Raw genomic sequence first — 21635 nt, 5'->3', positions numbered from 1 at the left:
GACAAACAGGCAGCATTTGCGGGACATCTCGCAGGATGTCCCTTATCCGTCAGGATTTACTTCCAAAAATCATCAAAAACGGTCACCGGCGGCTGGCGTTTGTGCTCAGTGCGCAGATACCAGTTTTCAATAATTTTCGCATACTGCGGTTCAACCGTTTTACCTTCCAGATAGTCGTCAATCAGCTCATAGGTGACGCCAAGAGCTGCTTCATCAGGCAAAGCAGGGCGGTTATCTTCAAGGTCTGCGGTCGGCGCTTTGGTATAAAGATGCTCAGGGCAGCCAAGATGCTTGAGCAAAGCTTTCCCTTGGCGTTTGTTCAGGCGAAAAATGGGGTTAATGTCGGTGCCACCGTCGCCGTATTTGGTGAAGAATCCGGTCACGGCTTCTGCCGCATGGTCGGTGCCAACCACCAGTCCCGCTTTCATTCCCGCAATGCTGTACTGGGCTTTCATGCGTTCGCGTGCTTTTTCGTTACCTTTAATAAAGTCGCTCAGTTCAATGCCAATATCGCGTAACGTTGCTTCACTGGCCAGTACGGAGTTTTTGATATTAACCGTTAACACATTGTTTGGTTTAATAAAATCAATAGCATCAAGACAGTCTGACTCATCGGCCTGCACGCCATAAGGTAGACGTACGGCGATAAACTGGTAACCTGCTTCTGGCGATTCTTTGCGCAATTCGTTAATTGCCGTTTGGCAAAGTTTGCCGGTAAGAGTAGAATCCTGCCCGCCGCTGATGCCAAGTACTAACGATTTAATGAAAGGGTGGGCGCGCAGGTAACTTTTTAGGAAATCGACGCTGACGCGGACTTCCTGCTCGGCATCGATGTGTGGTTTAACGTGCAGAGCCTGGATAATCTCTTGCTGAAGTGCCATGACTATTCCTCCTGAGGCTGCCAGCGAACATCGCGGCAAAAAATTCTTAATTAAGAAAGTTAGTTTAAAGCTAACCTGCTCCGGAGAAAAGGACAAGGTTCGAGGCGGGTTGGCATCACGTTACGCACACAGTCCTTAGAGGTCGGTGTGCGTAACGCGAGAACAGGCATTTTGGGTGCAGGTCGAAGGGTTGGACTGGGCAAAACGTTTATATTTCCGACGTAGTTGAAGGTCAAAAATCAATGAGTCAAAGCGTAATGTTTTTGTATATTTATATTTCAGAAAATATATAAACCTAAGAATGCTCTAAAAAACCAGCCATTTGAAGGATGTTAATGGCCTGGTGTTGTATATTTGTGGACTGTGAATTATGCAAAATACCCTTGCTGTATTCTTCTGTGCCTATTAGAAGAGTGTCGCAGTGGGTATTATTATATCGTTAGCTTCGAGTCGTTTTTGCCTTAAATCTATTGGGGATTTCAAAATGTTTTATCGGGTTGTTCGTCGTTTACCAGCTTGCGCGCTCGTGTGTGGTGCCGCGCTGTTTAGTGTTTCAAGTCTTGCCGATACCGATGTGTTCACCGCGCTAGATAACCCAGCTACTGCGAAGAAAGACTTCGACGGTAACGTGCAGGCGGGTTACAGCGCGCAAACCGGCAACACAAGTAACAATAATCTTAATGCTAACACCACGATGACGTGGTTCCAGCCTAATACTGCTTACAGTATCTGGGGCTCGGCGGTTAACACCTCTTCTTCTGGTGTGCGCTCTTCAGAAAAATATCAGGCAGGTGCACGTACGCGTTACAACCTGTCAGACGTTAACTATCTTTTCGGACAGGCAAACTGGTTGACTGACCGTTTCAACGGCTATCATGCGCGTGATACTGCCACCTTGGGTTATGGTCGCCAGATCTGGAATGGCCCTGTCCACACGCTGAACCTCGAAGCGGGTCCAGGCGTTCGTCACGATGAATATCAGCAGGGCGGTAACGCCACTAAAGCTATTGCCTATGCGTCCGGTACCTATTCATACCAGATTAGCGATACGGCGAAATTCAGTGAAGGTGTGTCCGTATTGGCTAATGATGATACAACGGTTAACTCTGAGACTGCGCTTTCAGTGGCTATTAACAAGAGCTTCTCACTGAAACTGGCTTACGATATTACTTATAACACCAAGCCACCTTCAAGTGCGCCAGATAAAACCGATACCGTGACTTCAATTAACCTGGTATACGGCTTATAAGCCTCTACACCTAATATGTTTGATTGAAAAGCCGGCAAGTTTGCTGGCTTTTTTTATGTCTAGAAAATGTCCATAAATGCCCCAAATGAGTGCGCTACGGCTAGCAGTATTATTGCTAAAACTAATCCAAGTGACAGGTGGTTAAAAAACACCCGCTCCGAAGTGGTGTAATAAAAAACCTGATCAAGAGCGGATTTTTTAATTAATCTATTGATAATAAAGGGTAAAAATAGGTTTGTTTTCCGCGTGTTCAAATGTGGATGTTCCCTTAAAAAGGAGTAAATCCTTCGCGGTACAAGGTCATCGTGGCTAGCATATTATAATATACCTTGATGATGGTTCTTGGAGAGGCTGTATACCAATCATCCTAAACGTTCATTAATAATACATAAGCATTGATTGAGTATATAAGGTGATTAATTTGTAGAGCTTGTCTAATATTGCACTTTTTTTGTGCAATCGACGCGATGATCTTATGGAAACTGCGTTTTCAAATTAGCCATTAATATGCGTAATTACTGTTTTGTTCTCTGCAAAATATGAGATTCAGGTCACTCTTTATTAAATTAAACACGCTTCAAACGCATCTATTTGAAGGTATGAGATTTTCATCACTATTTTGCTTACCATCTTATGACAACATTTATTTAACAAATAATAAATGAGGTTGAAATCATGCTGACTTACAACGAAAAGGTTTGGATAGGGATCTTCGGCTTGTGTACCCTGTTTTGGATGTCGCTGGCTGCTGCGGGGGTGTATGCTGTTGTTTGATTATCATTACAGCATAGACAAAGGCGCATTTGCATTGATTACCAGACTAAAAACGTCCTGCTTGCTTAGTTAAAGATTATGACGGTAAAATTTTTATAATCCTCCTTAGCGCATCAGCAGGACTTTCTCTTTTCAGCACTCCATTCCCCGCAGTCCCTCTTGCAGCGCCGATCCCCTGACATTCACAGCCTCTTTCTTTTCCAGATCACTTTATCTTTGTTCTTTGCCTTGAAATAGATATAGGGCAGGGCAATTGACAGCACCAAAGCAATCGCAAATATGATGATCAACAACCTAGGCTGGGGTGAGGTGGGATACAAATAATAAAAGCTTAAAGAACAAACAAAGAGAAGAAATATGATAGACCAACGCCGGCGTTGTCTTGCAGACGTGTCAATATAGCCCTTGATCAGATCGGCTTTGCAGTTAGGACAATGCGTAATTTCTGCGGGCATTTCGGTGTTACAAATCGAACAAACGTTGATTTCTGATTTCAGTTTCTTAATCATGCATGATACCGCTATGTAGTAGTATGTTTACATTGATAAAATATCCTATGCGGACGCACAGGGTAAATGTTGAACTGTTGTACAGCTATGTTGCTGAATCATTTGATGTGTCAATAGTTTAGAACAATGTTCCGTAGGATAGCAAATGCTTAACCGAAAAAACCCTTAAGAATGATTAAACTATGCGATATCTTAAGGATCCTTTGGTTTTCAGCGGGCTAAAGCCGCATTTTTTAATGCACATTGACAGGGTGTGGATAGGGCCAACATCTTGAAATGCCCCGATAAGGGGAGACGTTCTAGCCTTATCGAGGGAGTTAGGCGGTTAGGCACAAATTACAGTGGAATATTTTTCCTTTTCCAAATGATATTTTGCCTATTTTTTAGTTTGAATATGTAATGTGGAATAAACATCGATAATATAAATGAAATGGCCACAAGAGAGGCTGCAAATAAAAAACTTCCCGAAAGTGGATAGAAATAATAAAAATAAATGCCTAATACCAAAATAAGTAGCGTACGCAAAATATTTATTTTTCTTCTTTCCCTGCTATTAATATGCCCTCGAACCTTTTCAGCACCGCACTTAATGCAGCGGTGAGAGTTTTCAGATAAATCGCTATTGCAAAAGGGACAAACATTTAGTTCTGATATTTTATCAACGTTCATTATAGATACCACGCTAGTGCTGTGTAATAAAGTATTTTCCCCCTCTATCCCTGAGTTAAACCTTAAGGTTTGATGTTTTTACCCACAAACAACAATGACGCCAAAAAATAGCGTCATTGAGAATTTATTGAAATTTATTCAACAGAGTGGAGATAGACTACGCTTAGTTTATGACAAAGTATCGATAATTTTGTTAATGCTTCTGTTTAGGGATAATCTTAGAGCATCAAAAGGAGTGATTAATGATTTTAGAAAACATTAATTGAATTAACCTATTGTTTTACATTGATAGTTTTCTTTTTTCGCCGCTAATTCTTAGCAACTGGCTGACACATTCGGTGGCCACAAACCTGAGAGAGGGATAAAGCAACTATTATGTTTTCTACTTATTTCTCGAACTTAATCCCGCATTGACTCGGTATCTGGTGCCCGTTGGCCTACAGAATCAGCGGCCCTGAAGATTCAACACTAACATGTCGATGAATAGTCGAACTTTAGCGGCAAGATGTTTTCTATTGGGGTAAATAGCATGGATCGGTATTTCATTACCTTGATACTCAGGTAATACCTTTACAAGACGCTTTGCCAACACATCACTTTCAGCCAAAAATGAAGGCATAAACGCAATACCCATCCCTTCAACCGCCGCATCTTTAATCGCTTCGCCACTGTCAAAGCGGAGTCGCCGGTTGCCATCAACAGAAACAATGATTCCGTCACTCTTTGCCATTTGCCAGACTCCCGAGCCAGCGTGTAGCCCATATATAAGTCTAGGGTGGGTAGCCAAATCTGAAATATCCTTAGGCGCAGCGTAATGTTCAAGATATGAGGGCGCCGCGTAGGTATAGGAAAAATATTTTGTAATCAAGCGGGCTACCAGTAAAGAGTCGATAGGTAAATCACCCATTCGGATGCCAAGATCAAATCCCTCTTCAACCAGGTCAACAATTCTGTCAGTAAAACTCACTTCCACGTCCAACTCAGGCCATTTTTTAAGAAACTCATTTAATAACGGCAGGATAACTATTCTTCCAAAAGCGGCGGTAACAGTGATGCGTAATGTTCCTTTAGGATGCGGATTATCCTGCCTGACACTCTCTTCTGCCTCTCTGATATCTGCCAGAATTTGAACACAACGAGTGTAAAAATGCTGTCCGTCCGTCGTCGTTGAAACACTTCGCGTCGTACGATGCAGCAGTCGTGTACCAAGATAGGATTCTAACCTTGCCAGCGATTTTCCCGCGGCGGACCGGGTTAATCCTAAGCTTTTACCACCGGCTACAAAGCTCCCTGTTTCGACAATAGCAACGAAAGTGCGCATCGTATTCAGCTCGATTGCGCTGTCATTGTATGGATTGGTGTTGAATTTAAGGACACTCATTGTGGAAACCTTTTCGCTAATGGGTTCGCTATATTAACAATGTAGAAATTATTTCACCAAGAGGAAAGTTATATGTTACCTATCAATGCACAAACAGCTTTGGATGGTTGGATAAGCGCCGCAACGCCGGTGGTACAAAAAATGTATGGCCAAACGGACAGCAGCTGGGCTGAGGTTCGTGCTGGTTATGTTGACGGACTTGATAGACTTTTTCCCGCGCCTGAAGGCGTTTCTTTCACTCAGGTCGATTTGGGCGGTGTTTGCACAATGGTCATAACGCCTGAAAATGTGATTGAGGGCCGTACACTGTTTTACATTCACGGCGGCGGGTATGTCCACGGCGGAGTGAACGCCTACCGAGGCTTGGGGGGGAATTATGCGAAACGTCTTCGCGCCCGTGTTTACATACCTGATTATCGCCAGTCTCCTGAATATCCATTCCCCGTGCCTATCGACGATACGTTTACTGCCTATCGCCATCTACTTGAGACCGGTATTGACCCCCGTTCATTGGCTATTTCCGGTGATTCGGCGGGTGGGGCAATGGTGGTCACTATTATGCGCAAAGCACGTGATGCCAACATTTCGCTTCCGACCGCCGCGGTGGCTATTTCTCCTTGGGCTGACCTAACACACGCAGGAGAGTCCGCCTCGGTAAGAGATGGGCTGGATCCTCTGTGCAGCGTCGAATTCCTAAACCGACTTGCGCGTACGTTTTTAGACGGCGAGTTGCCGACACATCCCGATGCCTCACCCATTTTTGCCGATGTCAGAGGCCTAGCACCCACGCTGATTCAAATTGGCGAAAATGAGATCATGCTCAGTGGGGCAACGCGACTGGCGTGTCATTTGGGCGATAATCGAGTCAGAACCTCACTCGAAATATGGCCTGGTATGTTCCACGTCTGGCATCTGTTTGCTGGGCTGCTTCCTGAGGCAGATCAGGCTTTACGTAACGCGGTGAGATTCCTTGAAGATGCACTGCCGGTGATAAAAGAAGAGTAGATTTGCGTTTTTGATAAGCATAAAGAACAGCCGGAAGGTGATTATAACTGGCTGTTCTATGCCAAGAGCATGCTGAATAACGTCAAAAAAAGATGAATTTTAATAGGTAATGTTGGCATAGTCTTCAATACCGCTCATAAAAACCTTTTTATTTTCAATGCTGAGATTGTTCATAGATGAAAGCAATGTTTTTGCTTCTATCATCAAACTTGCTTTTGTTGTTATAGCCTTTACCTCATTTCTTTGTAGGAAGAAGGTGAGCAACTGAGCGATATTGACGCCTTCAATATCAATATCAATGCCGTGCAATCGTCCTTGAAGTACCCCTGTTACAATGTGCTGACAAATTCCATAATCACAAATTCGATTTTCAAATTCTATTCCATGAGCTAAAGCGCTAACAAAAGCAACTCGACAATTTTCTCTCTCTTTTATGGCGGCTTCGCTCTCCCCATCTGCACCATTGGGAGTATAGCCTTTAATGAAATGCCAAACTTGTGCGACAAATATTTTACCTGTCATAGGTATTTTCTTGTACAACAGCGATTGATATTTTAATAAAGGAGGGAAATTTGAAATAGGAGGATGGTCGCCGGATAAGAGAATAACCCCCAAGGTTTGCTTTGCTTTCATCACAGAAGCACGGTCTTTTAAGGTATAACCTTCTAAATACTTTATCAATTCTTTAAGATTACGTTTCACATTTCTGCTGCTCATACGCGGTTGTGTTTTGAAGAAATTATACATAGCCGAGAAAGTAGCGTCTTCACGTTTAGGTTCATGGATGCGAGCCCCATTAAGGTGTGCTTCAAGTAACTCCTTATCAGGGCTAATCTTGGACGCAGTTGATCGTATATATTGGTAAAATAATAATGCACCTATAATTATGGGGGTGGCAATCTTTATCGCTTTTGAATAGTCGAAGTGATCATAATCAACAGGGGCTCCTATTTCTCTTTCATTGTGATTGTGATTAGGTTCCCATATTGTTAATGCCGTATTTATATTGGAAATCGATACTATCTTTTCAGCAAGAAAATCCACCCCTTTATTACAGCTATCAAGCGCAACAGGGATGTGTCCGAAAGTTAACGCTGTGTACTTAGTTAGGATTGAATTTAACATTTATGTAAGATCCTCAAAGTAGTTCAATTAATCTCAAGATAAGCAATAGATTAAAAATACCCCCCCGCACAAAGAGCAATTTTTTAATGAAGGGAAGAATGTACATGACGGGAATGGAAATATATCTGATGCCTGTATGATATGTAATCCGTAATTAACTTATTATTTTATTTTTAACAAATAATCAATGCGCTACTCTCGGCATGAGTCACGTTATATCAATAGAGCATCAACGACTTAAGAAGAGCTAAGGGGAATAATTTTTTTCGACAGATACTCTAGACCGCTGCCCAATTTTGCCAGCAGCTGTTTGGCCTGATTTCTTCTTTCGGTTGTCGTGTATTGATGCGATGTTTTAGCCGCAAATATGATGACGTTGCCACTTGGCACGCGGCAGTAGAGAACCTCATCAAATAATTGATGCAGTACACCATAAAGTGGACTTTCAGCGCGAGGGATCTCGTGATAGTTCAATACCAACCAACTGTGGTCACACATTTTCCTTAAGCACGATCTCAGAAAACTTTCTGTTCCTTGAAGGGGATCCATAGCAAAGGCGGAGTACAGGTCGGAGAAAATAAGGTCATAATGGGGCGTGTGAGTTCTGCGCAGGTAGCTTTCGGCATCTTCAATGTAATAGGCGATGTTGTCGGATACGGGTAATGAAAAACACTTACGTGCGACGCAAAGAACACCTTCTCTCAACTCAACGACGTCAAGGGACCATTGGTCATCAATCGAATGCAATGCACGTACAAGAGCCCCACCACCCAGTCCCAAGATCAGTACGTTATGCGCAGAGGTAAAACCTACTGCCATCAACATGGCTTTTATATAGTTATGAACCGGTGAGTTAATATCGCTTTTGAGCATTTTACTCTGCTCATTGATGCCCTCAAAACGCAGGATCCGGTAGTCTCCAGAGTCAGCGACAACAATGTCGCCATACTCATCAGTGACGTGTAAAACGATATCCCCTTTAGGAATAAGTGTCTTACCTTTCAATAGGTCGCCAATTAATGCCATTTCAAATACTCAATGTTGCCACATTTTCAAAGGGTGATTATACCCGATGAAGATCTCAGCGGGCACTGTTCTTTTGTTGGAAATCTCTTTGCCACCGTCGCATCAGGTCGGAATGTTTTTCTCTGGGACCCCGCGGAATGTTCAAGACCTATAGGCGCAGTGTTAAGTCTACTTTACATTTTGCTCAGTGTTGTATTTTGGCGTGAGGTCTCTCGTGGCAAGCAAGAGCGCAATAACAGCCCCAGCAGCCATTCCTGACACCATCGGTAATGGGCGTCCGTTGGTAAAAATGCCTACTACGGCAACCATTGCGGCACCGGTCAACATTTGTAGCGTACCCATTAATGCTGATGCGGTGCCTGCATTTTCACCGTGCTGGTCGAGCGCTAGTACGCTGGTAGTAGGTATGATCAATCCCATGAAAGCCGAGGCCACGAAATAGAGCAAGATTAACATCCAGATGTTATCACCGCCGGCAGCAAAGTAGGCAAACATCGTGAGCGTTGCCATTGCGCAACCAATCACTGCACCTTTGACTAATTTCACCATACCAAAGCGTTTACCCAGCGTCGCAGTGAACTGCGCACTGGCGATGAAAGAGGCAGCGTTGATACCAAAGCTTATGCTGTAAACCGTGGGTGAAAGCCCATAATGGCTAATCATCACGAACGACGAGTTTGCCAAATAGGTAAAGAATCCCGCCATGCTAAAGCTACCAATGAATACCAGCAGCAAAAAATGGCGGTCGAGCAGCAGCAATTTATAAGCGGACAGGGCGCTGGTGAGACTGCTCTTGCTTCGATCAGATTTCGGCCGTGTTTCATTGAGCAGTTTCGCCATCATAATCAGACCGACCAACATGCAGTTCACTTATCGAGCGTTTTGAAAATGCGGAAGTGCTATAAACTGACTACTTATTAAGTTAAGTAGCCACGTACATCTATATTATAGAATTCAGTTAAGAGGTTTTATGTCGAACAATCTAACTACCTTGGCGAGAAAAAGCATTTTTCTGGCGGCGTTAATACAGCTAGTCAATGCTGTAGATTTTATGATAATCATGCCTCTTGGTCCTGATTTGGCAAGAGAGCTCGCAATTTCACCTACTTATATCGGTTACTTAGGCGGGAGTTATACGCTTGCAGCGGCTCTTTCGTCGCTATTGGCTGCCAAGTTTATTGACAACTTTGATCGCAAACACGTAACAATAGTTGCTCTGCTTGGACTGACTTTATCGACGTTATTTTGTGGTTATGCCTGGAATATGGAGAGTCTTTTCATAGCTCGTCTATTTGCGGGCCTTTTTGCGGGGCCTGCAACTTCCATTGCTCTAGCAATCGTTACTGATCAGGTCCCTGCTGCACAGCGTGGGCGAGCAATGGCTATCGTTATGGGGGCTTTTTCTGTTGCGGCGATTGCCGGCGTACCGTTTGGGCTGAAGATGGCACTCTGGTTCAGCTGGAGCGCGCCTTTTTTGGTAGTAAGTTTGTGTGGTGTGCTAACGCTACTTGCCGTTTGGGTGCTCCTTCCTAATATGATCCATCATCTCGAAGTGAAGAGTCTTAAGCCACAGGCATGCGTATCATTACTGAACTTGCTGAGGAACCCTCTGGTCATTTATGGCTTTATGACTATGGGACTTGCCATCTTCAGCACCTTCCTAATTGTGCCTAATCTCGCATCGTGGTTGCAATATAACCTTTTCGTGCCACGGGAATTAATGAGTGAGTATTACGTGGTGGGGGGCATCGCAAGCTTGGTGGTGCTTCAGTTCGGGGGACGTCTTATTGACAAATTGGGTGTATTGAAGGTCACCATGGTTCTGTCAATGATGGTCCTTTTCCTATTATGGGATGGATTTCTTCATAGTCCTTGGTTACCCCCTCTTGCCATCTTTACAATGTTTATGGCTTTTACGGCGACAAGGACAATAGCAGCCGCTTCAGTAAATACGCTGATACCCCAGCCAAGAGAACGTGCGGCATTCATGTCACTGCAAAGTGTTTGCCAGCATACCTTCAGTGGGTTGGCAGCGGTGATGTCATCTGTAATTCTTGTCGACACTTGTGGGCATCTTGAGAACCTCACGCAACTTGCGGGGTTATCTATGGCCCTGACAGTGATTCAGCCGCTATTTTTATACTTGTTACTGAAAAAAATTCGCTCACCGGCAACATTGAGCGTTGAGATAGTAAGCTGATAACGTTCGATTGCTCATATATTTAACACCGCCAGTACAGGGGAGTGTTTATCATGCCGGAATTCTGTTTCTGAATGGAACAGGATTTTGGGGTAGGGTCAGGATCCGACATTACTAACTGAGCCTTGTATCTAATCCTGGGGGCAGGTCAGAAGCTAATTGAAGGAGGCAACAGTAACTTAGAACTCGTACATTTAAGAATCTCCGCTGGCGGCAATGGCGGGCGACAACTTACTCCCATCACTAAATGACTGACCCTAAAGAAGGTTTAACAGCGTTAATTCCCGCAATAATAAAGCGATATCTGGCATGTAAACTCTCCAGCTAGTTATTTAGTTGATTTAAATGGGCTATATTCACTAATTAGAATGAATTTTCTGGAAAAAGATAATAGCCATTGTAACTGATTCACAATTAGCTACGTGATTTCTTTCCCCAAAACTAGATGTAACTCATTGATCTAAATCAGATCTAACATGCACTCACAGACATTAAAAAAACAGCCGGAAAGTTACCTTAACCGGCTGTTTTTATTAAATAAAGTCAGTTATCTGCCGTTTGCTTATGGAATAATTCACGGAATACTGGGTAAATATCCTCCGGCTCGCGAATATGTTGCATGGCAAAGTTTGAGAATTGCTGCTGCAAAACTTCATATTCACGCCACAGCGTCTGATGTGCACGACGGGTTATTTCAATGTAGCTGTAATAACGTACCATCGGCAGTATTTTCTGTGCCAAAAGCTGGTGGCACAGCGGCGAGTCATCGGCCCAATTATCTCCGTCAGAAGCCTGCGCGGCGTAGATGTTCCACTGTGCAGGGTCATAGCGTTCCTGAATCACTTCATCCATCAGCTTCAGCGCACTGGAGACGATGGTTCCCCCCGTTTCCTGAGAGTAGAAGAACTCCTGTTCATCCACCTCTTTTGCCTGGGTATGGTGACGAATATAAACCACGTCGACGTTTTTATAGGTTCGGCTCAGGAACAGATAGAGCAGAATATAGAAACGTTTGGCCATGTCTTTGGTTGCCTGATCCATTGAACCAGAAACGTCCATCAAACAGAACATCACCGCCTGACTTGAAGGCTCTGGGCGACGCTCATAGTTTTTATATCGCAGGTCAAAAGTATCAATAAACGGAACCTTGGCGATTTTTTGCCGCAGTTCGGCTATCTCTTTTTTAATTCGCTCCTCTTCCAGCAGCTGTGCAGGCTCACTGTTTTCAACCTCTGAAAGGTTGGATTCGAGTTCTCGCAGCGCGCGTTTTTTACCTGCTGACATCGCCGTACGGCGTGCCAGCGAATTTTGCAAAGAACGTACAACGCTAATATTGGCCGGCACACCATTAGAGGTGTAACCGGAGCGATGCGTTTTGTATTCAGTGAGCTGCTTGAACTGATTTTTCTTCAAATTCGGCAGCGCCAAGTCCTCGAATAACAGGTCGAGGTACTCGTCTTTGGATATTTGGAAAGAGAATTCGTCTTCACCTTCGCCATCCTGGCTCGCATCGCCTTTGCCACCGCCGCCACCGCCGCCACTGGGAGGGCGCTCGATACGGTCGTTGGTTATAAAGTGGTCGTTACCAGGATGAACGCGGTGACGCAAGCCACCGCGGCCCTGATGGAACATGGGTTCGTTGATATCCGCATTGGGGATCGAAACTGACTCCCCGCTGCTAACGTCGGTAACCGAACGCTTATTGATGGCTTCGGCGATCGACTGTTTTATTTGCGACTTATAGCGGCGTAAAAAGCGCTGGCGGTTAACCGCGCTTTTATTCTTGCCATTCAGTCGACGGTCAATAAAGTACGTCATATAGCCCCCAAACAACGTTGCCAACGATCCCCGCTTTACCTGCTGTTCTCGTTACGATGATTTCCTCACGCGCAGATACCATTCACAAAGCAGGCGAACCTGTTTGCGTGTATATCCTTTTTCCATCATTCGGTCGACAAAGTCATCGTGTTTCTTCTGCTCATCGGTCGAAGTTTTGGCGTTAAAGGAGATAACAGGCAGCAGCTCCTCGGTATTGGAGAACATTTTCTTCTCAATAACCGTGCGCAACTTCTCGTAACTTGTCCAGTTCGGATTGCGGCCGCTGTTGTTAGCACGGGCACGCAGCACGAAGTTCACGATTTCATTACGGAAATCTTTAGGGTTACTGATACCGGCCGGTTTCTCTATTTTTTCCAGTTCTGCGTTTAAAGCTTCACGGTCGAACAGTTGGCCCGTGTCTGGGTCACGATATTCCTGATCCTGTATCCAGAAATCGGCGTAGGTGACATAACGGTCAAAAATGTTCTGTCCGTATTCCGAGTAAGACTCAAGATAGGCAGTCTGGATCTCTTTACCGATAAACTCGGCGTATTTAGGGATCAGGTAGCCTTTCAGGTGTTCGAGGTATTTTTCGGCGATGTCCTGTGGGAACTGTTCGCGTTCAATCTGTTGTTCGAGAACATAGAACAGATGAACCGGGTTGGCGGCGACTTCCGCATGGTCGAAGTTAAACACTCGCGAGAGTATTTTGAAGGCAAAACGCGTTGAAAGACCGTTCATACCCTCATCAACGCCGCCATAGTCGCGATACTCTTGGTACGACTTGGCTTTCGGATCGGTATCTTTCAGGCTCTCACCGTCGTAAACCCGCATCTTGGAGTACGAGCTGGAGTTTTCCGGCGTTTTCAGGCGTGAAAGGATAGAGAACCGGGCCAGTGTTTCCAGCGTTCCGGGCGCGCAGGGGGCATGCACCAGCTCACTGTTGCTGAGCAGTTTGTCGTAAATTTTGATCTCTTCCGATACGCGCAGGCAGTAAGGCACCTTGACGATATACACGCGGTCGAGGAAGGCTTCGTTGTTTTTGTTGTTACGGAAAGTGACCCATTCCGATTCGTTGGAGTGCGCCAGAATAATGCCGTTAAATGGCAGGGCAGATATTCCTTCAGTACCGTTGTAGTTACCTTCCTGCGTTGCGGTCAACAGGGGGTGCAGTACCTTGATTGGCGCCTTAAACATCTCGACGAACTCCATCACCCCTTGGTTTGCACGGCAAAGTGCGCCGGAATAACCGTAGGCGTCTGGGTCGTTTTGCGCATGGTTTTCAAGTTTGCGGATATCCACTTTACCGACCAGCGCCGAGATGTCCTGGTTGTTTTCGTCACCGGGCTCTGTTTTGGCAATCGCAATCTGTTCCAGAATGGACGGCCAGACTTTTACGACTTTAAATTTGGTAATATCGCCACCGAACTCGTGCAGGCGTTTTGCCGCCCAAGGCGACATAATGGTGCCGAGATAACGGGTAGGGATGTTGTACTCTTTCTCGAGAATGTGCGCATCTTCCTGCGGGTTAAACAGGCAGAGTGGGTGATCGTTTACCGGACTGCGTTCGCCGTTGGCGCTTAGCACGTAAATCGGGACGCGTTGCATTAGCGCTTTTAATCTTTCAGCCAGCGATGACTTACCGCCGCCGACTGGACCCAGCAGATAGAGGATCTGTTTCTTCTCTTCAAGGCCTTGAGCAGCATGTTTGAGGTAGGAGACAATCTGTTCAATCGCATCTTCCATGCCATAGAACTCTTCAAAGGCAGGATAGCGGGCAACAACGCGGTTGGAGAATAAACGCGACAGGCGGGGTTCAAGCGCTGTGTCGACCATGACGGGTTCACCTATTGCCATCAACAGGCGTTCCGCGGCATTGACATAAGCACTGCGATCTTGCCGAGCGATGGTAAGAAATTCCTGCAGTGTGAACTCTTCATCCTTGGCAGCTTCATAGCGCTGGCGATAATGGTCAAATATGTTCATAAATGCCCGTCCTTCGTTATTTAGCACAGGTTAAAGAGAGCCGATAACGCGGTGGAACAGCTCCCGGAAGAAAAATTCCCCAACTGACACTCTCTCAGAGATTTAGCAACCCTTATGCCAACTTGTCGTTGCTCTATTTAATTGAGTAGAGTCAGAGTAATTGTCATGAGCAACACGCGCAGGTTACGTCGTCAGTTGGTTTTTTCTCCTATTAATAAGCGTAGTTTGACCTTTGAAAAATTTCCTCTGCTAAATCGCCGTTTTTTAAGCCATATCAATGACTCAGTTGTTGTAGGATTACTTTGAAGCCTTGCAGGACGGGGGATACAGGCGAAATGAGCAATTTTTGGTCATAATTATTTAATAATCCGCATATAAATTATTCGGTTGGTTTAGGTTTTTGTGCGCTATCGCTGACGCTTTATGACGGATCATTTACACTACTGTCGTTTATACTTTTGGGAATGAATTAAATGAAAGCTTCTTACATCAAAACTCTGCCTCTTGCGGCGGTTGTTGCCATGCTTTGCCAGTCTGCGCATGCAGAAGGACTGTCTCTGGGCGCTGCTGCTTTAGGGAGCACCAGTGTTTACCGTGGCGATAACACCCGTTTTTATCCGGCTCCTGTTATCGACTATCAGGGTGACAGCTTCTACGTCCATTCGCTTCTGGCAGGCTATTATCTCTGGAAAGACCCGCAAAATCAGTTAAGTGTCGTAGCAGCTTATAATCCGTTTGGTTTCAGACCAAGCCACAGTGACGATGACCAAATGAAGCGTTTGGACAAGCGCCACGGCACACTAATGGCCGGTCTTTCTTACTCGCATAACGCTGAGTGGGGCACCATTCGCAGCATGCTCACCGGTGATACGCTGGACCAAAGCAACGGTATTGTTGGCGATTTAGCTTACCTTTATGCCTTTAAAGGCGATAAATGGGCCGTAGTGCCGGGCGTGGGTGTGATGTGGAACAGTGCCAATCAGAATAAATACTACTACGGCATCAGCAGCAGTGAATCACGCCGCAGCGGGTTAGACAGCTACAAGCCTGGCGACAGCTTCAACCCGTACGTTGAAGTCTCTGCACGCTACAGCTTTGCTCCACAGTGGCAGGCATTCTTCACCGGACGTTATATCCGTCTGGCCGACGAAGTGAAAGATAGCCCAATGGTAGACAAATCTTATACCGGCGTAGTGATGACCGGCATAAGCTATACCTTCTAACAGCGGGTAACATTTTCGTTGCGCACCCGCGTGGTGCAACGAGTGCACACTGATGGGGCGTTTCGCCCCATTTGCACATCTTAAGAGCAATCACGCGGCGGAGCTTCGTTTTGAGATGTGCCTCACATTATGGCCGGAGGGTAATGCCTGCTTTTAAAAGCTATCACCGGCGCTCGCTGAATACACACCTGAACGGGAGCAGAAGATGAACGCGAAAACCGTGCAATTTCCCAATGGAATAGAGGTTCCCGCCATCGGACAGGGTACCTGGTTCATGGGCGAAAAGGAGTCTGCATTTCGCTCAGAAGTCAATGCATTACGTCAGGGCATTGATTTGGGCATGACGCTGATTGATACCGCTGAAATGTATGCCGACGGCGGCGCTGAACGTGTGGTGGGAGAGGCAATATCAGGCCGCAGGGACGAGGTTTTTTTGGTCTCAAAAGTCTATCCGCAAAACGCTGGAGGTACCAAAGCTATCAACGCCTGCGAGCAGAGCTTACAGCGCTTGAAAACCGACATCCTTGACCTTTACCTGTTGCACTGGCGTGGACCCATAGGGTTAGATGAAACCGTGCGCGCCATGGAGTCTTTGCAAAAAACAGGGAAAATTCGCCATTGGGGCGTCTCGAACTTAGATACTGAAGACATGGCGCAACTGTGGCAGGTGCCGGGGGGTGAAAACTGCGTAACAAATCAGGTGCTGTATCATGCCGCATCGCGAGGTATTGAATACGACCTTCTCCCGTGGTCTCGCGAGCATCAGATGCCGCTAATGGCCTACTGCCCACTGGCTCAGGCAGGAAATTTGCGTCAAGAAGTGCTGCATCATCCGGTGATGCAGCAACTGGCGCGGGCCAGAGGCGTCAGCAGTGCGCAGATTGCACTGGCCTGGGTTACCCGCAGTGATAACGTGATTGCCATTCCCAAAGCCGTTCAGCCCACACACGTAGAAGAGAACGCCGCAGCTCTGACTCTGCGCCTTAATCCTGATGAAATTGCTCTGATTGAACAGGCATTTCCCGCACCGGCGGAAAAAACCCGTCTCGATATCGTTTAAGCCCCTCTTTTATTAGCAAAAAAAGAACGCCGAGGCGTTCTTTAACATTTTTCCACTTTGCGCATCCTAAATCATTCAATAGCGATTTTTATGGCCAAACGCGCCGGCGTGGTAGAGGTGCTGATCTGCGAGCGGGAAACAGCAGCCGTTTCCACGCAGACCATAGTTTTATAGCCGTCGTCGGCCATGTCTTTCATGGATGCGGAGTTTTCAGCGCCCGGATTCCAGCTCACGACGTCACTGTTACCCTGATGCTCGACGCGGAGGGTGCGGTTGAGAGCGGAGTCAACAATCAGGCTTTTAGCTTCAGGTCGGGTGAAGATTCTGTCTACCTGACCGTCGAAGGTCAGCGCGCCTTCTAACACAGCCTGCTCGCCCGAAGCGACTTTATCGATATACGGCTGCCCCAGACCCTCCACTTTAACCTCGGCAATATCGCCAATTTCAAAGTAGGCGTGTAGTGCGCTGGTGGTTTCGAAATCACCGAGTGATTCAAGCTCGATAGAACACTGCTCACTGAGGGTGAAATGCGCATGCAGGGTAAAGGCGTGTGGCCAGAGCGTACGCGTTTCTTCACTGTCTTTTAACGTTAGAGTCAGCTTTACGCCGGCTTCATCTTCACTCTGCGCCGTTAACTGCCAAGGCAGGTTACGGGCGAAGCCGTGGGACGGTTTGCCTGCTGGGCCAAACCACGGCCAGCAAATAGGCACACCGCCGCGAATGGCAACGCCAGGCTGAAATGCGGTCTCACTGCTAAGCCAGATAACCGACTTTTGCCCGGCAGGTTGCCAACTCAGCAGATGTGCACCCTGAAGCGCTATCGCGGCACGTCCTGTGGGATGGTTAACCACCAATATCGGCAGGTCAGCAATTTGACACTGAGTAATAGCAGGGGAGAGCTGTTTTAAAACGGGAAGGGTAAAAAGCTGTTCGGTCATCATTTAGTCCTGTGCAATGTCTGGTGTGAACTAAGACAGGTGAAAACTGACTGGATGAGTAATTTAAACAGAAAAGGGCGACTTTCGTCGCCCTTTGTCAGTTCACTTTATCTGCAACGAATTATTTGTTGGCGATATGAGTGATCAGATCCAGAACTTTATTTGAGTAGCCAGTTTCATTGTCGTACCAAGAAACCAGTTTCACAAAGTTGTCGTTCAGGGCGATACCAGCTTTAGCATCGAATACAGAAGTCAGTTTTTCACCGTTGAAATCGGTAGAAACTACTTCGTCTTCAGTGTAGCCCAGAATGCCTTTCAGTTCGTTCTCTGAAGCACGTTTCAGCTCAGCACAAATTTCTTTGTAAGTGGCTGGTTTTTCCAGACGTGCAGTCAGGTCAACAACGGAAACGTTCGGAGTCGGTACGCGGAAAGCCATACCGGTCAGTTTGCCGTTCAGCGCTGGAATAACTTTACCTACTGCTTTAGCAGCACCGGTAGAAGAAGGGATGATGTTCTGGGATGCGCCGCGGCCGCCGCGCCAGTCTTTATGAGACGGGCCATCAACAGTTTTCTGAGTAGCGGTAGTTGCATGAACAGTGGTCATCAGTGCTTCAACGATACCGAACTTGTCGTTGATAACTTTAGCCAGTGGAGCCAGGCAGTTAGTGGTGCAAGATGCGTTAGAAACGATCTTCTGACCAGCATATTCATTATGGTTTACGCCCATAACAAACATAGGGGTGTCATCTTTAGATGGGCCAGTCAGAACCACTTTCTTAGCGCCAGCTTCGATGTGCTTGTTAGCCGTTTCTTCGGTCAGGAAGATACCGGTAGCTTCCGCTACAACGTCAACGTTCACTTCATTCCATTTCAGGTTAGCTGGGTCACGCTCAGCGGTAACGCGGATGGTTTTGCCGTTAACAACCAGATGACCGTCTTTCACTTCAACGGTGCCTTCGAAACGACCGTGAGTTGAGTCATATTTCAGCATGTATGCCATGTAGTCAGCGTCTAACAGATCGTTGATTGCAACGATTTCGATGTCAGAGCGTTCTTGCGCAGCACGGAAAACGATGCGACCGATACGGCCAAAACCGTTGATACCTACTTTGATAGTCATATATTCCACCAGCTATTTTTCAGTGAATAAAAGGTTGGTTGTAAAATTACAAAAACCTTGGTGAGCGTCAAGCGGAATCGTGTCAATTATTGCTGTAAGTCAAAGGAAGCCCCTACAATTGTTCGCTTATTGAACGTTCCGTTTCTAAATCAGCTGTTACGCATATTGGGGCGTAATGGCGAGGTTTAAACGCCCCTAGAATCAAATGTGTGATCGCAGTCACACATAGTCTTTCCCCAGCACCAATGGCATAGAGTTTAAGCCAAAACGGGCTGACTCGTTGTTACTTTTTTGTTATAATTGACTGTTATTTTAGTTGATTTTTTTATCTCGAAGAGAACGGCAACTATGGCCAACGAAATCAAAGATACCCCACAAAATCCACAACTTACTGATATACAACGCTATGTGACTCAGGAGCGCGGTACCGAAAGGCCGTACACTGGAAAACTGCTGCACAATACGCGCGACGGTATTTACCATTGTCTGTGCTGTAATGCGCCGTTGTTTTACTCTGATACGAAATTTGATGCCGGATGCGGCTGGCCAAGCTTTTATCAGCCCGTCACGCATGACGCCATCAAGTATCTTACCGACAACACGCACGGCATGGAGCGCGTAGAGATCCGTTGCTCAAATTGCGATGCACATTTGGGGCACGTCTTCCCAGACGGCCCAGAGCCAACCGGTGACCGATACTGTGTAAATTCCGCCTCAATGAGCTTTATTGACGGCGAAAATGGTGACAAAACGGCTGGCTAATGGCTGCTTTTGCGCTGCACACTGTTGTCTTAAAATGCAGAGCAAAACGGCATTAATAAAGTCACAAAATCGATTCAGCCAGTTATTCAAGGCGTGTGAATAATTGGCTGAATAATTCCGCTGAGCGAGGAGTTTGAAATGGAAATCCATGAACTGGTCGACGTCATGACGCCAGAAATTTACCAACGCCTTGCGCTTGCAGTAGAGTTAGGTAAATGGCCCGACGGCGTGAGGCTCACCGAGCTGCAAAAAGAGCACAGCCTGCAGGTAGTGATGCTCTATCAGGCACGTCACAACGTTGATGCTCAGCATATGACGGTGGGGCCCAACGGGCAGATCGTGACAAAAAGTAAGCAGGAATTGAAGCAGCAGTTTCAGGACGTAATTAGACTTAAACCGCAGTAAGCCGTAAACCGACGGTCTCAGTCTGTATTCACGACTTTCGGGTTTAGACGCCGCGTTTTGAACCCGAAACGCTATGCCCCGCATTCGCCTCAAGCCGCCAGATGTCTATCCAGCCAATGAGCGTCAACGCCGCCACAAACACGAATGCCAGCTTAAAACTTATTCCCGGTACCGTCTGCCATGCCCCCCAATGAGCGACCTGTTCACCCAAACGAATACCCAGCGCTCCCAGGGTTACGCCCAAGCCAACGGCGAGCTGAAGCGCAGTGCTAAACAGCGTATTGGCATTCGCCATCTGTGGGGGGGGAATGTCAGAAAACGCCAACGTGCTGATGGCGGTAAACTGCATCGAACGGCTTAATCCGCCTAAAAACAGCAGTAACAGTATCAGCCAAACAGGGGTTGTTGGCGTTAAAGAGGCGCACAGCAGCAGTGATAACCCACTGAGCGCCCCGTTAACCACCAGCACAGCTCTAAAACCGAAGCGACGTATTAGCGGCGTTGTGGCTGGTTTCATGGCCAGGTTGCCGGCAAATACCGCCAAAACTAACAGCCCTGCGCGAAACGGGTCGAAGCCAAAGCCAACTTGTAGCATGAGCGGCAGCAGAAACGGTACGGCGCTAATGGTGATGCGAAAAAGAGTGCCGCCACCCATCGCAATGCGAAAAGTGGGTGTATGTAGAGATTGCGCACTGACCATTGGTGACGGGCTGAACCGGCTGTGATTAATCATTAACACCGCTGAAAGCCCACCCAGCGCCAATAAAAGTGACACCGTCACCCATTCGATGCGTGGTTGACTTAGCGCGCCTAATCCACTGACCAGTCCCAGCATGGCAATGGCGGTAAGAATAAAACCTTTGCCATCAAAAGGTAGCGAATGCTTGCCCGCAGTGTGCGGGAACAGTCGCCAAGTTAACATCATGGCAAGCAGGCCAATCGGCACATTTATCAGGAAAATCCAGTGCCATGAGGCGTATTGTGTGATAAAACCGCCCAGCGGCGGGCCAAGGATCGGCGCGACCAGCGCAGGCCAGGTCAGGGTAGCAATCGCTTTAATCAGCTGCGGTTTAGGTGTGGTTTTGAGCACAGTTAACCGACCTACCGGCACCATCATTGCACCGCCGACCCCTTGGACTATGCGTAGAACAACAAACTCAGTCACGTTGTTGGCAAAAGCACAGGCCAGTGAGGATGCGGTAAATATCATCAGCGCGAGCGTAAAAATATGGCGCGCCCCGAATCGCTCTGCTGCCCAGCCAGAAAGCGGAATAAACACCGCCAGTGTCAACATGTAGGCACTCATGCCCACGTTAAGGCTTACTGCCGTCACGCCAAAGTCGCGCGCCATCTGCGGCAGTGCAGTGGCGATTACCGTACCATCAAGGTACTCCATGAAAAACGCCGCAGCCACCAGCAGGGCAAGTGCAGAGAGGCCTGCCGATGCCGGTTTAGTCTCATTCATCATCACCCCTCCAGCAAATGTCAGCGATCAATCAGATAT

Annotated in this window: 18 protein-coding genes; 7 read left to right on the top strand and 11 right to left on the bottom strand. The window is 46.7% G+C overall.

Annotated features, from left to right (window positions below):
• Positions 1–56 precede the first annotated feature (56 nt).
• A complete protein-coding gene (gene nadE, locus BS639_RS08715; RefSeq protein ID WP_084982863.1) occupies positions 57–881 on the bottom strand; it encodes an ammonia-dependent NAD(+) synthetase in 825 nt (274 codons plus the stop codon).
• A 484-nt stretch (positions 882–1365) separates the two neighbouring features.
• Here nadE and BS639_RS08710 point away from each other — a divergent pair, with 484 nt between their 5' ends.
• Positions 1366–2130, top strand: coding sequence for a DUF481 domain-containing protein (locus BS639_RS08710; protein WP_055771359.1), 765 nt, complete (start codon positions 1366–1368; stop codon positions 2128–2130).
• Between the two features lie 1619 nt (positions 2131–3749).
• On the opposite strand, the gene BS639_RS24670 is transcribed toward BS639_RS08710, so the two are convergent.
• Both BS639_RS24670 and BS639_RS08700 read right to left on the bottom strand, forming a co-directional pair.
• Positions 3750–4082, bottom strand: a complete 333-nt coding sequence (locus tag BS639_RS24670) for a hypothetical protein (protein WP_139804069.1) — start codon at positions 4080–4082, stop codon at positions 3750–3752.
• A gap of 445 nt (positions 4083–4527) precedes the next feature.
• Entirely contained in the window at positions 4528–5463 is a 936-nt protein-coding gene (locus tag BS639_RS08700; RefSeq protein ID WP_084982861.1) for a LysR family transcriptional regulator, read from the bottom strand.
• Positions 5464–5535: 72 nt separating this feature from the next.
• On the opposite strand from BS639_RS08700, the gene BS639_RS08695 reads away from it, so the two are divergent.
• Positions 5536–6468 (top strand): alpha/beta hydrolase, encoded by a 933-nt coding sequence (locus BS639_RS08695; protein WP_055771368.1) that lies wholly within the window; start codon positions 5536–5538, stop codon positions 6466–6468.
• A gap of 99 nt (positions 6469–6567) precedes the next feature.
• On the opposite strand, the gene BS639_RS08690 is transcribed toward BS639_RS08695, so the two are convergent.
• The 3 genes from BS639_RS08690 to BS639_RS08680 form a co-directional block, all read right to left on the bottom strand.
• The gene (locus BS639_RS08690; protein WP_084982860.1) at positions 6568–7593 is read right to left on the bottom strand and encodes a hypothetical protein; all 1026 of its coding nucleotides are present in this window, start codon (positions 7591–7593) and stop codon (positions 6568–6570) included.
• Between the two features lie 237 nt (positions 7594–7830).
• Complete coding sequence (locus BS639_RS08685; RefSeq protein ID WP_084982859.1) at positions 7831–8619, bottom strand: spermidine synthase; 789 nt, start codon at positions 8617–8619, stop codon at positions 7831–7833.
• A gap of 168 nt (positions 8620–8787) precedes the next feature.
• Complete coding sequence (locus BS639_RS08680; protein ID WP_084982858.1) at positions 8788–9480, bottom strand: MFS transporter; 693 nt, start codon at positions 9478–9480, stop codon at positions 8788–8790.
• A gap of 109 nt (positions 9481–9589) precedes the next feature.
• Between BS639_RS08680 and BS639_RS08675 the strand changes: the two genes are divergently transcribed.
• The gene (locus BS639_RS08675; RefSeq protein WP_084982857.1) at positions 9590–10819 is read left to right on the top strand and encodes an MFS transporter; all 1230 of its coding nucleotides are present in this window, start codon (positions 9590–9592) and stop codon (positions 10817–10819) included.
• A gap of 543 nt (positions 10820–11362) precedes the next feature.
• Here the strand turns inward: BS639_RS08675 and BS639_RS08670 are convergent.
• Positions 11363–12637, bottom strand: coding sequence for a YeaH/YhbH family protein (locus BS639_RS08670; protein WP_084982856.1), 1275 nt, complete (start codon positions 12635–12637; stop codon positions 11363–11365).
• A 51-nt stretch (positions 12638–12688) separates the two neighbouring features.
• Positions 12689–14623, bottom strand: a complete 1935-nt coding sequence (gene yeaG, locus BS639_RS08665; RefSeq protein WP_055771386.1) for a protein kinase YeaG — start codon at positions 14621–14623, stop codon at positions 12689–12691.
• A gap of 473 nt (positions 14624–15096) precedes the next feature.
• Here yeaG and BS639_RS08660 point away from each other — a divergent pair, with 473 nt between their 5' ends.
• On the top strand, positions 15097–15846 hold the full coding sequence (locus tag BS639_RS08660) for a MipA/OmpV family protein (protein ID WP_055771388.1): 750 nt from the start codon (positions 15097–15099) through the stop codon (positions 15844–15846).
• A 205-nt stretch (positions 15847–16051) separates the two neighbouring features.
• Positions 16052–16906, top strand: coding sequence for an aldo/keto reductase (locus tag BS639_RS08655; RefSeq protein ID WP_084982855.1), 855 nt, complete (start codon positions 16052–16054; stop codon positions 16904–16906).
• Positions 16907–16977: 71 nt separating this feature from the next.
• On the opposite strand, the gene BS639_RS08650 is transcribed toward BS639_RS08655, so the two are convergent.
• Together BS639_RS08650 and gapA are read right to left on the bottom strand one after the other, a co-directional pair.
• The gene (locus tag BS639_RS08650; protein ID WP_055771394.1) at positions 16978–17844 is read right to left on the bottom strand and encodes a D-hexose-6-phosphate mutarotase; all 867 of its coding nucleotides are present in this window, start codon (positions 17842–17844) and stop codon (positions 16978–16980) included.
• Positions 17845–17965: 121 nt separating this feature from the next.
• The gene (gene gapA, locus BS639_RS08645; protein ID WP_055771397.1) at positions 17966–18964 is read right to left on the bottom strand and encodes a glyceraldehyde-3-phosphate dehydrogenase; all 999 of its coding nucleotides are present in this window, start codon (positions 18962–18964) and stop codon (positions 17966–17968) included.
• A gap of 348 nt (positions 18965–19312) precedes the next feature.
• On the opposite strand from gapA, the gene msrB reads away from it, so the two are divergent.
• Both msrB and BS639_RS08635 read left to right on the top strand, forming a co-directional pair.
• On the top strand, positions 19313–19726 hold the full coding sequence (msrB, locus tag BS639_RS08640) for a peptide-methionine (R)-S-oxide reductase MsrB (RefSeq protein WP_055771400.1): 414 nt from the start codon (positions 19313–19315) through the stop codon (positions 19724–19726).
• 138 nt (positions 19727–19864) lie between these two features.
• A complete protein-coding gene (locus BS639_RS08635) occupies positions 19865–20131 on the top strand; it encodes a YeaC family protein (RefSeq protein ID WP_084982854.1) in 267 nt (88 codons plus the stop codon).
• A gap of 43 nt (positions 20132–20174) precedes the next feature.
• Here BS639_RS08635 and BS639_RS08630 read toward each other — a convergent pair whose 3' ends face one another.
• Positions 20175–21599, bottom strand: coding sequence for an MFS transporter (locus BS639_RS08630; protein ID WP_139804067.1), 1425 nt, complete (start codon positions 21597–21599; stop codon positions 20175–20177).
• Positions 21600–21635: the final 36 nt, after the last annotated feature.

It is taken from the genome of Rouxiella silvae, assembly GCF_002093625.1.
GTDB lineage: Bacteria > Pseudomonadota > Gammaproteobacteria > Enterobacterales > Enterobacteriaceae > Rouxiella > Rouxiella silvae.
This window is presented reverse-complemented; position numbering and strand designations above follow the sequence as displayed.

Excerpts from the sequence above, each read along its gene's own strand:
- BS639_RS08630 (WP_139804067.1), bottom strand. The coding sequence starts at position 21,599 with ATGATGAATGAGACTAAACCGGCATCGGCAGGCCTCTCTGCACTTGCC.
- gapA (WP_055771397.1), bottom strand. The coding sequence starts at position 18,964 with ATGACTATCAAAGTAGGTATCAACGGTTTTGGCCGTATCGGTCGCATC.
- BS639_RS08675 (WP_084982857.1), top strand. The coding sequence starts at position 9,590 with ATGTCGAACAATCTAACTACCTTGGCGAGAAAAAGCATTTTTCTGGCG.
- BS639_RS08700 (WP_084982861.1), bottom strand. The coding sequence starts at position 5,463 with ATGAGTGTCCTTAAATTCAACACCAATCCATACAATGACAGCGCAATC.
- BS639_RS08710 (WP_055771359.1), top strand. The coding sequence starts at position 1,366 with ATGTTTTATCGGGTTGTTCGTCGTTTACCAGCTTGCGCGCTCGTGTGT.
- BS639_RS08655 (WP_084982855.1), top strand. The coding sequence starts at position 16,052 with ATGAACGCGAAAACCGTGCAATTTCCCAATGGAATAGAGGTTCCCGCC.
- BS639_RS24670 (WP_139804069.1), bottom strand. The coding sequence starts at position 4,082 with ATGAACGTTGATAAAATATCAGAACTAAATGTTTGTCCCTTTTGCAAT.
- BS639_RS08680 (WP_084982858.1), bottom strand. The coding sequence starts at position 9,480 with ATGTTGGTCGGTCTGATTATGATGGCGAAACTGCTCAATGAAACACGG.
- BS639_RS08685 (WP_084982859.1), bottom strand. The coding sequence starts at position 8,619 with ATGGCATTAATTGGCGACCTATTGAAAGGTAAGACACTTATTCCTAAA.
- BS639_RS08635 (WP_084982854.1), top strand. The coding sequence starts at position 19,865 with ATGGAAATCCATGAACTGGTCGACGTCATGACGCCAGAAATTTACCAA.
- msrB (WP_055771400.1), top strand. The coding sequence starts at position 19,313 with ATGGCCAACGAAATCAAAGATACCCCACAAAATCCACAACTTACTGAT.
- BS639_RS08690 (WP_084982860.1), bottom strand. The coding sequence starts at position 7,593 with ATGTTAAATTCAATCCTAACTAAGTACACAGCGTTAACTTTCGGACAC.
- BS639_RS08670 (WP_084982856.1), bottom strand. The coding sequence starts at position 12,637 with ATGACGTACTTTATTGACCGTCGACTGAATGGCAAGAATAAAAGCGCG.
- nadE (WP_084982863.1), bottom strand. The coding sequence starts at position 881 with ATGGCACTTCAGCAAGAGATTATCCAGGCTCTGCACGTTAAACCACAC.
- yeaG (WP_055771386.1), bottom strand. The coding sequence starts at position 14,623 with ATGAACATATTTGACCATTATCGCCAGCGCTATGAAGCTGCCAAGGAT.
- BS639_RS08695 (WP_055771368.1), top strand. The coding sequence starts at position 5,536 with ATGTTACCTATCAATGCACAAACAGCTTTGGATGGTTGGATAAGCGCC.
- BS639_RS08660 (WP_055771388.1), top strand. The coding sequence starts at position 15,097 with ATGAAAGCTTCTTACATCAAAACTCTGCCTCTTGCGGCGGTTGTTGCC.
- BS639_RS08650 (WP_055771394.1), bottom strand. The coding sequence starts at position 17,844 with ATGACCGAACAGCTTTTTACCCTTCCCGTTTTAAAACAGCTCTCCCCT.